The 12,676-nt window shown below is 70.4% G+C and carries 11 protein-coding genes; 6 read left to right on the top strand and 5 right to left on the bottom strand.

Annotated elements, in window-relative coordinates; genetic code table 11:
• Positions 1 to 16: 16 nt before the first annotated feature.
• Positions 17 to 2,125, bottom strand: a complete 2,109-nt coding sequence (locus BN39_RS04305; protein WP_040765856.1) for a hydantoinase/oxoprolinase family protein — start codon at positions 2,123 to 2,125, stop codon at positions 17 to 19.
• A 170-nt stretch (positions 2,126 to 2,295) separates the two neighbouring features.
• Here BN39_RS04305 and BN39_RS04300 point away from each other — a divergent pair, with 170 nt between their 5' ends.
• Positions 2,296 to 3,072: an IclR family transcriptional regulator gene (locus BN39_RS04300; RefSeq protein WP_019201127.1), complete on the top strand. Its 777-nt coding sequence runs from the start codon at positions 2,296 to 2,298 to the stop codon at positions 3,070 to 3,072.
• 9 nt (positions 3,073 to 3,081) lie between these two features.
• Here the strand turns inward: BN39_RS04300 and BN39_RS04295 are convergent, their stop codons facing one another.
• From BN39_RS04295 to BN39_RS04285, 3 genes are read right to left on the bottom strand one after another with little or no spacing between them, the layout of a single operon-like run.
• Complete coding sequence (locus BN39_RS04295; RefSeq protein ID WP_019201126.1) at positions 3,082 to 3,813, bottom strand: maleylpyruvate isomerase family mycothiol-dependent enzyme; 732 nt, start codon at positions 3,811 to 3,813, stop codon at positions 3,082 to 3,084.
• Positions 3,813 to 4,634: a fumarylacetoacetate hydrolase family protein gene (locus BN39_RS04290; protein WP_019201125.1), complete on the bottom strand. Its 822-nt coding sequence runs from the start codon at positions 4,632 to 4,634 to the stop codon at positions 3,813 to 3,815. The genes BN39_RS04295 and BN39_RS04290 overlap by 1 nt, the downstream gene beginning before the upstream one ends.
• 2 nt (positions 4,635 to 4,636) lie before the next feature.
• Positions 4,637 to 5,707 (bottom strand): cupin domain-containing protein, encoded by a 1,071-nt coding sequence (locus BN39_RS04285; RefSeq protein WP_019201124.1) that lies wholly within the window; start codon positions 5,705 to 5,707, stop codon positions 4,637 to 4,639.
• A 155-nt stretch (positions 5,708 to 5,862) separates the two neighbouring features.
• Here BN39_RS04285 and BN39_RS04280 point away from each other — a divergent pair, with 155 nt between their 5' ends.
• From BN39_RS04280 to BN39_RS04260, 5 genes are all read left to right on the top strand, one after another.
• Positions 5,863 to 7,047, top strand: coding sequence for an FAD-dependent monooxygenase (locus tag BN39_RS04280; RefSeq protein ID WP_019201123.1), 1,185 nt, complete (start codon positions 5,863 to 5,865; stop codon positions 7,045 to 7,047).
• 262 nt (positions 7,048 to 7,309) lie between these two features.
• Positions 7,310 to 9,151: a molecular chaperone DnaK gene (gene dnaK, locus BN39_RS04275; RefSeq protein ID WP_019201122.1), complete on the top strand. Its 1,842-nt coding sequence runs from the start codon at positions 7,310 to 7,312 to the stop codon at positions 9,149 to 9,151.
• Entirely contained in the window at positions 9,151 to 9,774 is a 624-nt protein-coding gene (grpE, locus tag BN39_RS04270) for a nucleotide exchange factor GrpE (protein ID WP_019201121.1), read from the top strand. Before dnaK ends, grpE begins: the two co-directional genes overlap by 1 nt.
• Positions 9,775 to 9,790: 16 nt before the next feature.
• Positions 9,791 to 10,990, top strand: coding sequence for a molecular chaperone DnaJ (gene dnaJ, locus BN39_RS04265; RefSeq protein ID WP_019201120.1), 1,200 nt, complete (start codon positions 9,791 to 9,793; stop codon positions 10,988 to 10,990).
• Positions 10,990 to 11,391, top strand: a complete 402-nt coding sequence (locus BN39_RS04260) for a heat shock protein transcriptional repressor HspR (protein ID WP_019201119.1) — start codon at positions 10,990 to 10,992, stop codon at positions 11,389 to 11,391. The genes dnaJ and BN39_RS04260 overlap by 1 nt, the downstream gene beginning before the upstream one ends.
• A gap of 22 nt (positions 11,392 to 11,413) precedes the next feature.
• Here the strand turns inward: BN39_RS04260 and BN39_RS04255 are convergent, their stop codons facing one another.
• Positions 11,414 to 12,562 carry an FAD-binding oxidoreductase gene (locus BN39_RS04255; protein ID WP_019201118.1) on the bottom strand — a complete coding sequence of 383 codons (1,149 nt, stop codon included), beginning with the start codon at positions 12,560 to 12,562 and terminating at the stop codon, positions 11,414 to 11,416.
• Positions 12,563 to 12,676: the final 114 nt, after the last annotated feature.

The following is a 12,676-nucleotide window of genomic DNA, read 5'->3' as shown; positions in this document are numbered from 1 at the left end:
GTCTCCTGGTTCCCGCTCACGCGGTGATGATGAGGTTGCCGAAGTCGTCGATGCCCACCCGCTGGCCGTGGCCGGTGTAGACGGTGGTCGTGGGGTGCTCGACCACGGCGGGGCCGGGGATCTGGTGGCCGGGTTCGAGCGCCTGCCACTGCACGACGGCGGCGTCCATCCATTCGGCCGCCGCGGGGTCGTAGATCCGGCGCGAACGGGGCTCGTGCGCGGTCACGGCGGAGGTCTCGCGGAATGCCGGCTTCGGTGTGCGGCCGATTCCGCTGACCCGGAAGGTGGTCAGTTCGATGCCCGCTTCGCGGAAACCGGCGCCCTTGCCGTAGGTGTCCTCGTACGCCTCCTCGAAGCGTTCGATGACGGTGCGCACCAGGGCGGCATCGACCGTCCCCGTGTCGACGGGGGTGATCAGTTCGTGGGTCTGGCTCCGGTACCGGACGTCGACCGACCGCTCGATCACCATGTCGTCGGCGGTGACGCCGTCCCGTGCGAGTTGCGAGCGGGTCGACTCCTCGAGTTCGACGAAGATCCGGTCCACCACGGCGGCGTCGACGTCGGTCCAGGGAGTGGGGTTCCCGGGGGTGGTCTTGGCCAGGTACGACCGCTCCGCGCTGTGGTAGATGTCCGCCGCGAGCGCCCCGTACGCGGAGTGGGCCATGGACGTGGCGGGCACCACGATCCGCTCCACACCGAGGTCGGCCCCGAATCCCGCGCAGTGCATCGGTCCGGCGCCGCCGTAGGCGTAGAGGACGAAGTCACGCGGGTCCAGGCCGCGGCCCACCGACAACTCACGCAGGGTGTCGGCCATGCGCGAGTCCACGATGTGCCGGATGCCCGCGGCGGCCTCGACCACCGAGAGCCCGAGCGGTTCGGCGATCTGCCGGGCGATGGCCTCCTCCGCGGCTGCCTTGTCCAGCCGCATGCGGCCGCCGAGGAAGGTGTCGGGATCGATGACCCCGAGCACCACGTCGGCGTCGGTCACCGTCGCCCGGGTCCCGCCGCGCCGGTAGCAGACCGGGCCCGGGAAGGCGCCAGCGCTCGCCGGGCCGACGCGCAGCTCGCCGGCGACGACCTCCGCGATCGACCCGCCGCCCGCACCGATGGCCGTGATGCTCACCATGGGGGCGGCGACGTGGTACTGGGCGACCTCGGTGACCGCGGCGACCACCGGGCGGCCGTCGACGATGAGCCCGACGTCGAAGCTGGTGCCGCCCATGTCCGACGTGATCACGTTGCGGTGCCCCAGCTGCTCGGCCAGGTGCTGGCTGCCGAGTACGCCGCCGGTGGGGCCGCTCGCCAGCAGGAGGACGGCGCGCTCGGCGGCGTCGCGGGCGCTCATCACGCCGCCGATGCTGTTGAGGACGCTGAACCGACCCGTCATGCCGGCCTCGACGAGCTTGCGCTCCATCCGCTCCAGGTAGCGCTGCACGCTGGGGCCGAGGTAGCTGTTGAGGACGGTGGTCGACGTGCGCTCGTATTCGCCGAGAACGGGATTGACTTCGCTCGACATGCTGACGTACACCTCGTCGCCGGCGATCTCGCGGACGATCTCGGAGATCCGGCGTTCGTGCGCCGGATTGCGGAAGGACCACAGGAGGGCGATGGCGTAGGCGGTCACGCCGTCCGCCGTCAGTTCCTCCACCGCGGTCCGCACGGCGGTCTCGTCGAGCTCGATCACCACGTCGCCGGCCTGGTCGACGCGCTCGAGGACCTCCTTGATCCGGCTGCGGGGGACCAGCGGGTCCGGGTAGCGGCGCCTGCTGAACTCGCCGAGCTGTTCCACGGGGGTCCCTGCGGTGAAGCCCATCAGGCGCTGGAGCAGCAGCGTGTCGCCGAAGCCCTTCGTGGTGATGAGCCCCGTCCGCGCGCCGCGGCGTTCGATGAGGGCGTTCGTGGCCTGCGTGGTGCCGTGCCCGAAGCTGACGACCTTCGCCAGCATCTCCGACAGGGACTCGCCGCGCTCGTCGGCGATGAGCGTCAGCGCCGCGAACACGCCGTCCTCGAGGGCGTCGGGAGTGGTGGGGGCCTTGTTCGTGAGCACAGCGCCGGCCTGGTCCATCACCACCACATCGGTGAAGGTGCCGCCGGTGTCCACGCCTACGTAGAGTCCTTGTTCCATGGTGTGCCTTTCTCGCCGTCGAGCAGGCGAAGGAGGTGCACCGAGGTGGACTATCGAATTCTCCTGTGTAGCAGGCGATCCGATTGAGTCGGACGGGTCGGTGCGGTGCTGTTCTGCTCGTGGCTCCGACGCTACTGTGATCTGGGCAACACTCGGCCTACGATTCTGGTATGCGGAACCGGCCGGCCTACGGACAGAGCTCTGTCGACAATGCGCTCCTGCTGTTGCACATCCTGCGCGATCAGGGGGTGGTCACGGTGAGCCAGGCGGCCGAACTGCTGGGGGTGGCGAGGTCCACCGCGCACCGCCTGTTGGCGATGCTGGTGTACCGGGACTTCGCCGTCGAGAACGAGGACCACAAGTATCTTCCGGGGCCGTCGCTGTTCGTCGCGGCGGTGGAGAACCGCCCGACCGGCGAGTACAACCGTCACCTGCGGCCTGTCATGACGTCGATCTGCGCGGACACCGGCGAGACGGTCCAGCTGGCCGTGCGCACGGGGCGATGGGTGCGGTTCATCGCGACTGTGGAATCGAATCAGGCGATCCGCGTGGGGGACCGGAGAGGCGTGGCGCTGCCCGCGCGGCTGACGGCCACGGGCCGGGCGATGTTGGCGGAGCTCGCTCCCGCCCACCTGCGCCGTCTCTACCAGGGGCAGGGCAACGACGCGGAGGCCGGCCTCGCCGACGCCCAGTGGCAGCGGCTCCTCCGCGACGTGGACGCGACGCGCCACCGCGGATTCGCGGTGAACGACGAGGACACCGAATCGGACCTGGTGGCGGTCGGCATCGGCGTGCGCGACGCGGAGGGACGGATCGGTGCGGCGCTCTCGGTCGCGGGACCGAAGACACGACTGGGGGACAGGCGCATTCGAGAATTGGGCGGCTACCTCCTGGGGCGCGCCCACGCGCTGAGGCTCCCGGCCGTGCGGGATCCGGAGGCGCCTTAGCGGCGCGGCCTACAGCCAGCGCGGGGGCGTCCCGGGGGCGGGGGAGACGAGCCCCACGGCGCCACGCCCCGCCGCCCACCGCGTCACGGCCGCGAGGTCGCCCTCGACCACGACGGGGGCGCCGTGGGATCGGGACGGATCGACGGGAAGCGGATCACGGCCGGCGATGTGCAGAACGTACTCGCCCCCGTCGCCGGCGCCGCGCCACTTCGAGACGACGTCGCCCAGGAGGCCGTCCAGGACGACCGGGGGGATGTCGCCGAACCGCGCGCCGGCGCCGAGATCGACCGCGTGCACCCAGACCTCGCGGGTCCGCATCCACACCGTCTCGGCGGCCGCGACGTCCCGCCCCTGCGCCGTCCGCACCGGCGCCGCCCACACGGCTCCGGTGGCGTTCCGCCACCGCTCGTCGAGCCGTGCGACGGTGTGGTCGTAGAGATTCCGGAGCGCCGCGGGATTCAGCGAAGAGCCCGCTTCGATCTCCTCGTTCCTGGCCGACGGCGACGAGTACATCGGGGTCTCGACGCCGGTTCGCGCCCAGTCCATCACGCGGCAGAGAGCGGCGGCGTTGTAGGCGACGTGGGCCACCAGGTGTCGACGGCTCCACCCCGCCAGGCCCGACGGGAGCAGTAGGTCGTCGTCGGTGAGGTCGCTGAGCGCGCGGGCGAAGTGCGCGGTGCCGCGCCGGCACCACGTGAGCCGCTCATCGAGGGGCAGATCGCGGAATGCGTTGGCGAACATCAGCGGACGATCGTGCGATTGCGGACGGTGCCGAGGCCCTCGATGCCGACCTCCACCGTCTCCCCGTCGCGGATGTACCGCGCGGGCTTACGCGCGTGTCCCACCCCGCCGGTGGTTCCGGTGATGATCACGTCGCCGGGCTGCAGGGTGACGATGTGCGAGATGTACTCGACGAGCTGCGCGGGCCCGAAGACCAGGTCGTCCGTGGTGGCCGACTGCATGACCTCACCCTCGAGCCGCGTCTCGATGCGGGTTCCCAACCGGTAATCGGTATCCATGAACGGGCCGAATCCCGATGTGCGGTCGAAGGTCTTGCCCTGGTCCCACTGCAGGGTCCGGTACTGGTAGTCGCGCATGGTGTAGTCGTTGATGACCGAGTACCCCGCGATGTGATCCGTCGCGGCCGCCGCGTCCACCCGGGTGGCGCGCGCGCCGACGATCACGGCCAGCTCCGCCTCCCAATCGAGTTCCGAGGCTGCGTACTCCGGGACGATCACATCGTCGTACGGCCCGGTCAACGCCTCGGCGAACTTCGCGAACAGTGTGGGGTACTGCGGGAGATCGCGCCCCATCTCCCGGATGTGCGTGCGGTAGTTCAGGCCCACGCAGACGATCTTGCCGGGACGCGGGACGACGGGGGCGAAATCCGCACGGTCCAGGTCGATGCGAGGGCCGTCGGCCGACGCCGCGAGCGTCCGCCAGTCGGGCTGCGCCAGGAGATCGGAGAGATCGGTGTGACCGGGGATCGTCGTCGCGGTCCCGTCGTCGTCGGCGCGGACGGCGGTCGTGCCGCCGGCGATACGGAGTGTGGCCAAGCGCATTGTCATGCTCCTTCGGGGAAGTGGGTCCGGGCGAAGTGGAGGCGTTCGACGATCGGTGCGTCGGAGAAGGCGAACAGGTCGAGGCCGTCCGCCGATTGCAGGGACCACCGGGTCCACGACGGCACGACGACGAGATCCCCCGTGGTGATCGTTCGTTCGACGCCGTTCAAGGCGACGGTGCCGGATCCCTCGAAGACCTGGAAAACGGTCGAGCCGACGTCCCGGCGGGGCCGGGTGGACGTTCCACCGCGGAGCCGGTGGAACTCCGCCCGGATGGTGGGCAGAACGTCCCCGCCGGTGGTGGGGTTCGTGTAGCGCACGGCGGCGTGGCCGGGCTCGCTCGTCGCGGCGAAGCCCTCGTCCTCCAGTGCGAGCTGGTCGGCGAGCGCCGCGTCGGTGTGGGCCCACCGGTAGCAGGCGAGGGGCGAGCTGGTCGTCGTGTGCATGCCCACCAGTGGCCGCAACCCGGGGTGCGCCCACAGACGCTCCGAGCGGGACACGTCGGGCGTTCCGTCGTCGGTCACGCCGTCCGCACCGAACTCGAAGAAGCCGGTGTCCGTGTAGTGCACGAAAGGGATGTCCAGCCCGTCGATCCACGCCATCGGGCGGTCGGAGTCGTTGTGGTGCCCGTGGAACGCCCACCCGGGTGTGAGCAGAAGATCCCCGCGGCGCATCGCCACCGGGTCGCCGTTGACCACGGTCCACACGCCTTCGCCCTCCACCACGAACCGGAACGCGTTCTGCGCGTGCCGGTGTTCGGGTGCGGTCTCCTTCGGTCCCAGGTACTGCACGGCGGCCCACAGTGTGGGGGTGACGTACGGGGCGCCACCCAGGCCGGGGTTGGCCAACGCGATGGCCCGCCGTTCGCCGCCGCGACCGACCGGCACCAGGTCGCCGGCCCGCTCCGCCATCGGTAGCAGATCCGACCACCGCCAGACGTGCGGGACTGCGCGCGGCGACGGGGCCGCCGGCATCAGGTCACCCAGTTGCGTCCACAACGGGTTCAGGTGCGCCGCTGCGAAATCCGCGTACAGGCGTTCCAATTCGGGATCGCCGGTGGGCTCTGCGGTCACGGTTCCTCCTCGCGTCGTGTGTCCGGTGTCACAACCGTAGGAATCGTGGGCGGCGTGTGGGGGCCGGGTTCTGCACAGCAGAACCCGGACGCCGGGAGTGGGTGGTGCGGGTCACAGTCGAGTCGTTGCACGAAAGACGACTGAGGGAGCCGAGCATGGCGGACAAGGTGATCGTGGCGGGCGGCGGCATCGGCGGCGTGGCCGCGGCGCTCGCTCTGAGCAGGCGGGGGGTGGACGTGACGGTGTTGGAGTCGGCGCCCGCGTTCGGCGAGGTGGGGGCCGGTCTCCAGATCGGGCCGCACGGCTCGCGCATCCTTCGGGAGTGGGGTGTGTTCGACCGCGTCGTCGCCCAGGGGGTGCTGCCGAAGAACCTGGTGTTCCGGGATGCCCTGACCGCGGAGGAGCTCACCCGGCTCGACCTCGGCGCCGGTTTCCAGCGGAGGTACGGCGGCGTCTACTTCGTGGTGCACCGTTCGGATCTGCATGCCGCGCTGGTGGATGCGGCGCGCGCCGCCGGCGCCGAACTCCGCACCGACAGCGCCGTCGCCGACGTGGTGACCGAGGGGGCCGGCGTGCGGGTCACCCTCGCGAGCGGGGAGGAGCTGCGCGGCGATGTCGCGCTCGGAATGGACGGCCTGAAGTCCACGCTGCGCGCGAAGCTCTCGCAGGACCGGCCCGTCGGATCCGGCTACGCGGCCTACCGCGGTACGTTCCCCGTGGAACAGGTCCCGCACGCCGAAGACATCGAGGACGCCATCGGATACATCGGACCGGGTTGCCATTTCATCCAGTACCCGCTGCGGGGCGGCGCGATGCTCAATCAGGTCGCCGTCTTCCGGTCGCCCGGCCACGGGCGGGGCGAAACCGAGTGGGGCGGACCGTCGGAGCTCGAAGGTGCGTTCGCGCACTGCCACCCCACGGTGCGGGCCGCCACCGACTACCTGTGGAAGGACAGGTGGTGGCCGATGTACGACCGCGAGCCCATCGAGAACTGGGTGGACGGCAGGATGATCCTCCTCGGCGACGCGGCGCATCCGCCCCTGCAGTACCTCGCGTCCGGGGCCGTGATGGCGCTCGAGGACGCCCGGTGCATCGCCGACCACGTGCCGGGGCCGAGCGCCGGTTGGGAGGACGCCCTGGCCGCCGTGAACGCGGTGCGGGCGCCCCGCTGCAACCGGATCATGTCGACGGGCCGCATGTGGGGCGAGCTGTGGCATCTCGACGGTGCCGGGCGGGAGGCCCGCAACGAGTTGTTCCGGAAGATCCGGGGTGAGGACGCCTACAAGTACACCGATTGGCTGTGGGCTCCCGCCGACGTCGCCGGCCCGATCGGCGCCTGACGGCCGGCCCGGCCTCCGGGGCGCGGCGTACCGTCGGGCCCGCTGACCTGCACCGACAAGACTTGAGTGGGGATCGCTCAACTTTTTCCGGGAATCGGGAACAAGATCCCGGTGCCGTCCGTTGGACATCACGTAGGACTTGAGCGCCCACCGCTCAATGGGGTAGAACGGAAGAGTTCGTCCCTTGAGCCAGGGGCGCTGAAGTCTTGTCAGCAGGAAGCAACCATCGGCCGAGAAGCGGCCGGATACATAGGAGGCAAGTATGGGACGTGCAGTAGGCATCGACCTCGGCACCACCAACTCGTGCGTCGCTGTCCTCGAGGGCGGCGACCCGGTCGTGATCGCCAATGCCGAGGGCTCGCGGACCACCCCGTCGGTGGTCGCCTTCGCACGCAACGGTGAGGTCCTGGTGGGGCAGCCCGCCAAGAACCAGGCCGTCACCAACGTCGATCGCACCATCCGGTCGGTCAAGCGCCACATCGGCAGCAGCGACTGGAACGTCGAGATCGACGACAAGAAGTACACCCCGCAGGAGATCAGCGCCCGCACGCTGATGAAGCTCAAGCGCGACGCCGAGGCGTACCTCGGTGAGGACGTGACCGACGCGGTCATCACCGTTCCCGCCTACTTCAACGACGCGCAGCGGCAGGCCACCAAGGAGGCTGGCCAGATCGCGGGCCTGAACGTGCTCCGCATCGTCAACGAGCCCACCGCCGCCGCGCTCGCGTACGGCCTGGACAAGGGCGAGAAGGAGCAGACCATCCTGGTCTTCGACCTCGGTGGCGGCACGTTCGACGTCTCGCTGCTGGAGATCGGCGACGGTGTCGTCGAGGTCCGCGCCACGTCGGGCGACAACAACCTCGGCGGCGACGACTGGGATCAGCGCATCGTCGACTGGCTGGTCGAGAAGTTCAAGAGCCAGCACGGCATCGACCTGACCAAGGACAAGATGGCCATGCAGCGCCTGCGCGAGGCCGCGGAGAAGGCGAAGATCGAGCTGAGCTCGGGCCAGAGCACGTCGATCAACCTGCCGTACATCACGGTGGACGCCGACAAGAACCCGCTGTTCCTCGACGAGAACCTGTCGCGCAGCGAGTTCCAGAAGATCACCAGCGATCTGCTCGAGCGCACCCGCACCCCGTTCCAGGCCGTCATCAAGGACGCCGGGATCGCGGTCGGCGACATCGATCACGTGGTGCTCGTGGGTGGTTCCACCCGTATGCCCGCCGTGACCGAGCTCGTCAAGGAGCTCACCGGCGGCAAGGAGCCCAACAAGGGCGTCAACCCCGACGAGGTCGTCGCCGTGGGCGCCGGCCTGCAGGGCGGCGTGCTGCGCGGCGAGGTCAAGGACGTGCTGCTGCTCGACGTGACCCCGCTGAGCCTGGGCATCGAGACCAAGGGCGGCGTGATGACCAAGCTCATCGAGCGCAACACCACGATCCCCACCAAGCGGTCCGAGACCTTCACCACGGCCGACGACAACCAGCCGTCCGTGCAGATCCAGGTCTTCCAGGGCGAGCGCGAGATCGCGGCGCACAACAAGCTGCTCGGCAGCTTCGAGCTGACCGGCATCGCGCCGGCGCCGCGCGGCGTGCCGCAGATCGAGGTCACCTTCGACATCGACGCCAACGGCATCGTGCACGTGACCGCGAAGGACAAGGGCACCGGCAAGGAGAACACCATCAAGATCTCCGACGGCAGCGGTCTGTCGCAGGAGGAGATCGACCGGATGATCAAGGACGCCGAGGCGCACGCCTCGGAGGACAAGACCCGGCGCGAGGAGGCGGAGACCCGCAACCAGGCCGAGTCGCTGGTCAACCAGACCGAGAAGTTCCTGTCCGAGAACGCCGACAAGGTCCCGGCCGAGAACAAGGAGAAGGTCGAGTCCGCCATCAAGGAGGCGAACGAGGCCCTCGCGGGCACCGACGTCGCCGCCGTGAAGGCCGCGGTCGAGAAGCTGTCGGCCGAGTCCCAGGCCCTCGGGCAGGCGCTGTACGCGCAGGCCGGCGAGGAGCAGGCGCAGGGCGCCGAGGAGTCGGCCCAGGGCGATGACGGTGTCGTCGACGCCGAGGTCGTGGACGAGGACCCGAAGGACGCGAAGTAATGACGGCCCCCGAGAATCCGGTGGATCCGGAAGAGGTGAACACGGAGTCCGAGGGGGTCGACGCAGGAACGGACACGGTCGCGGCGGAGGAGTCCGCCGCGGCCGCGGCCGAACCGGCAGACGCCGCCGAGGCACCGTCGGACCAGGTCTCCGAGCTGACCGCCGATCTGCAGCGCGTCTCCGCCGAGTACGCCAACTACCGCAAGCGCACCGCGCGCGATGTGGTGGACGCCCGCGCCGCGGGCAAGGCCTCGGTGGTGACGGACCTGCTGGTGGTGCTCGACGATCTGGACCGGGCGCGCAGCCACGGCGATCTCGAATCGGGTCCGCTGAAGTCCGTGTCCGACAAGCTCGACGGCGTGCTCGCGGGCCTGGGCCTCACGGCCTTCGGCGCCGAGGGCGACGCTTTCGACCCGTCGATCCACGAGGCCGTGCAGCACGAGGGCGACGGTGCCGACCCGGTTCTGGGAGCGGTGCTGCGCCAGGGATACCAGATCGATGGCAAGGTGATCCGCAACGCGATGGTCGCGGTGGTGGATCGCCCCGCCGGCCAGGAGGGCGACGCAGCCGCGGCGGCCGAGACCGATTCCACCGTCGGTTCCGCCGACAGTGACAAGTCCTAGAAGGAGGTGATGCCCAGTGGCTCAGAGGGAATGGGTTGAACAGGACTTCTACAAGGAGCTGGGCGTCAGCTCCGATGCCGGCGCGGACGAGATCAAGAAGGCGTACCGCAAGCTGGCCCGTGAGCTCCACCCCGATGCCAACCCCGGCAACACACAGGCGGAGGAGCGGTTCAAGCGGGTCTCCGAGGCCCACGCGGTCCTGTCGGATCCGGCCAAGCGCAAGGAGTACGACGAGACGCGCCGCCTGTTCGGCGGCGCGGGTCGGTTCGGCACCGGCGGTGGCGGATTCGGGACCGGCGGCTTCGGCAACGCGGCCGGCGGCTCGGGCGGGTTCTCGTTCTCCGACATCTTCGACGGCGCGGCGAGCGGCGGCGGGGGCGGCTTCGGGGACATCTTCGAGGGCCTGTTCAATCGGGCGGGGGCGGGAGCAGGTCCCGGCCCCGGCCCGCAGCCGTCGCGGCCGCGCCGCGGCAACGATCTCGAATCGGAGATCACGCTCGGCTTCCGCGACGCGACGCTCGGTGTGACCACGCCGATCACGCTCACGTCGCCGTCGCCGTGCACCACCTGCCACGGGTCCGGCGCCAAGCCGGGCACCAGCCCGCGCGTCTGCCAGACGTGCAACGGCTCGGGCCTGGTGAGCCGGAACCAGGGGGCGTTCAGCTTCTCGGAGCCGTGCCCGGACTGCCGCGGCAGCGGATCCGTGATCGACGATCCCTGCACCGACTGCCAGGGGACCGGCGTCACGGTGCGCACCCGCACCGTGAACGTGAAGATCCCGCCCGGGGTGTCCGACGGCCAGCGCATCCGGTTGGCCGGCCAGGGGCAGGCGGGGATGCGCGGCGCACCGTCGGGCGACCTGTTCGTCACCGTGCACGTGGGCGGGGACGACGTCTTCTCCCGTAACGGCGACGACCTGCTGGTGACCCTGCCGGTCAGCTTCTCCGAGTTGGCACTGGGCGCCACCGTCACCGTCCCCACGCTGGGACAGCCCGTGGGCGTGAAGATCCCGGCGGGCACCACCGACGGCCGCACCCTGCGGGTGCGGGGCCGGGGCGTGCCCAAACGGTCCGGCGGCCACGGCGACCTGCTCGTCAAGGTGCAGGTGACCGTGCCCGGTTCGCTCGACGAGCGGGCGCAGGAGGCGCTGCGCACCTACGCCGAGGCGGAGCGGGCCGGCGGCTTCGATCCGCGGAGCGGTTGGGCGGGTGCGTGATGAACGGAAAGCCGGAACTCCCTGAGGATCCGGACGCCCACGTCTTCATGATCTCGGTGGCCGCCCAGTTGGCCGGGATGCACGCGCAGACCCTCCGCACGTACGACCGTCTCGGGCTCGTGAAGCCCGAGCGGTCGGCGGGCGGGGGGCGGCGCTACTCCACCCGGGACGTCGATCTGCTGCGCGAGGTGCAGCGCCTCTCCCAGGACGAGGGCGTCAACCTCGCCGGCATCAAGCGGATCATCGACCTGACCAATCAGGTGGACGCGTTGCAGCACAGGGTCGAGGAGCTGACCGCCGCGCTGGAACAGGCGTCGCACCGCACGGGCGCCGAGCTGGTGCACGTGCCGAAATCCAGTGCGCTGGTGGTGTGGCAGCCGCGACCGCGGCGCCGCGACTGATCCCGAGCGAATCCGCCCTGCGTCAGATCGGGTCGTGCAGAACGTCGTACGGATCGGCACCCCGCGCGGCCGCGGCGGCGGAGGCGGCCCTCACCAGCCCGCGCGGCCCCGCGACCAGGACGCGGTGCCCCTGCAGGTCCAGGCGCGACATCGCGTCGACCAGTGAGCCGTGCCGCAGCGGCAGCGTCCGCCATCCGTGCGAGGGCGTCTTGAGCCACCACGGATCGCGGCGCGAGTCCGTCACCTGCGTCACCCGCAGCCAGGGATTCGTCGCCGCCAGCGGCGCAAGGGATTCCGAATCGTAGAGCAACCCCGGCGAGCGCGCCCCCACCAGGAGGTGCACGTCGGGGTTGTCGGCTCTCGCGGCCATGGCCAGGAGGATCGACTTCATCGGCGCCAGGCCGGTGCCGCCGGCGATCATCGTGACCGGCTGCTCGCCGTCGGCCCGCATGATGCCGTGCACCTGGCCGAACAGCCACCGGTCACCCGGCCGGGTATCGGCGTGGATCGCGCTGGACAGATCCCCGCCCGGTACGGACCGGATGTGGAACTCCATCTGCCCCTGCGTGTTCGGCGGCATCGCGATCGAGAACGGCCGCCACTGCCGCGGCACCTGCGGGATCTGCGTCTCCACGTACTGGCCGGGCCGGAACAGGAGCGGCTCCTCTGCCACCAGCCGCACGACGGTGAGCCCGGGGTGCGGCCGCAGCGTGTCCACCACCTCCGCCGAGCGGCGGGCGGGGGTCGGGTCCGAGTGCGCGCCGCCGCGCATCACGCCGGTCATCAGCCGGACCGCCTGCTCCACGACCGCGGCGTCCTCCTCGTCGAGCCCGCCGTGCGATGCGTACGTCGCGTGCACCTGCGCGATGAGCGCCGTCGCCATGGTCTCGTAGTTCGCCTCGGTGAGCCCGTACTTGCGGTGATCCCGGCCCAGCTGGGCGAGGAACTCCACCAGCTCGTCCTGCTGCCCGGGTTCGGGGATCGAGGTGAACACGTGGTCGAGTACCCGGAAGAACACCGCGCGGTGGTCGGTCATGCTGGCCGGGAACAGCTCGCGCAGCGAGGGATCCATCCCGAAGAGCCGGGCGAACAGCTGCTTGGTGAACTCGTCGGAGAGCGGGCGCAGGTCCCGCGCGATCTGCGCGAGTCCGTGCCGCGAATGCGAGCCCACGTCCCTCTGCTCCTGATCCCTCGACGACGTTCACTGACCGAACCATCGTACCTGCGGGTTTGTCCTGCGACGACGATCCGACGGGGAGTGCCGGGGGAGGGTGACGTGCCCAAC

The organism is Tsukamurella sp. 1534 (assembly GCF_000312385.1).
Classification (GTDB): domain Bacteria; phylum Actinomycetota; class Actinomycetes; order Mycobacteriales; family Mycobacteriaceae; genus Tsukamurella.
Note: the sequence above shows the minus strand (reverse complement) of the source record. Positions and strands in the feature narration are given on the sequence as shown.

What these genes read in the sequence shown, in the direction of transcription:
- BN39_RS04305 (WP_040765856.1), bottom strand. Translation starts at nt 2,125, where the DNA reads ATGGAACAAGGACTCTACGTAGGCGTGGACACCGGCGGCACCTTCACC.
- BN39_RS04300 (WP_019201127.1), top strand. Translation starts at nt 2,296, where the DNA reads ATGCGGAACCGGCCGGCCTACGGACAGAGCTCTGTCGACAATGCGCTC.
- BN39_RS04295 (WP_019201126.1), bottom strand. Translation starts at nt 3,813, where the DNA reads ATGTTCGCCAACGCATTCCGCGATCTGCCCCTCGATGAGCGGCTCACG.
- BN39_RS04290 (WP_019201125.1), bottom strand. Translation starts at nt 4,634, where the DNA reads ATGCGCTTGGCCACACTCCGTATCGCCGGCGGCACGACCGCCGTCCGC.
- BN39_RS04280 (WP_019201123.1), top strand. Translation starts at nt 5,863, where the DNA reads ATGGCGGACAAGGTGATCGTGGCGGGCGGCGGCATCGGCGGCGTGGCC.
- dnaK (WP_019201122.1), top strand. Translation starts at nt 7,310, where the DNA reads ATGGGACGTGCAGTAGGCATCGACCTCGGCACCACCAACTCGTGCGTC.
- grpE (WP_019201121.1), top strand. Translation starts at nt 9,151, where the DNA reads ATGACGGCCCCCGAGAATCCGGTGGATCCGGAAGAGGTGAACACGGAG.
- BN39_RS04260 (WP_019201119.1), top strand. Translation starts at nt 10,990, where the DNA reads ATGAACGGAAAGCCGGAACTCCCTGAGGATCCGGACGCCCACGTCTTC.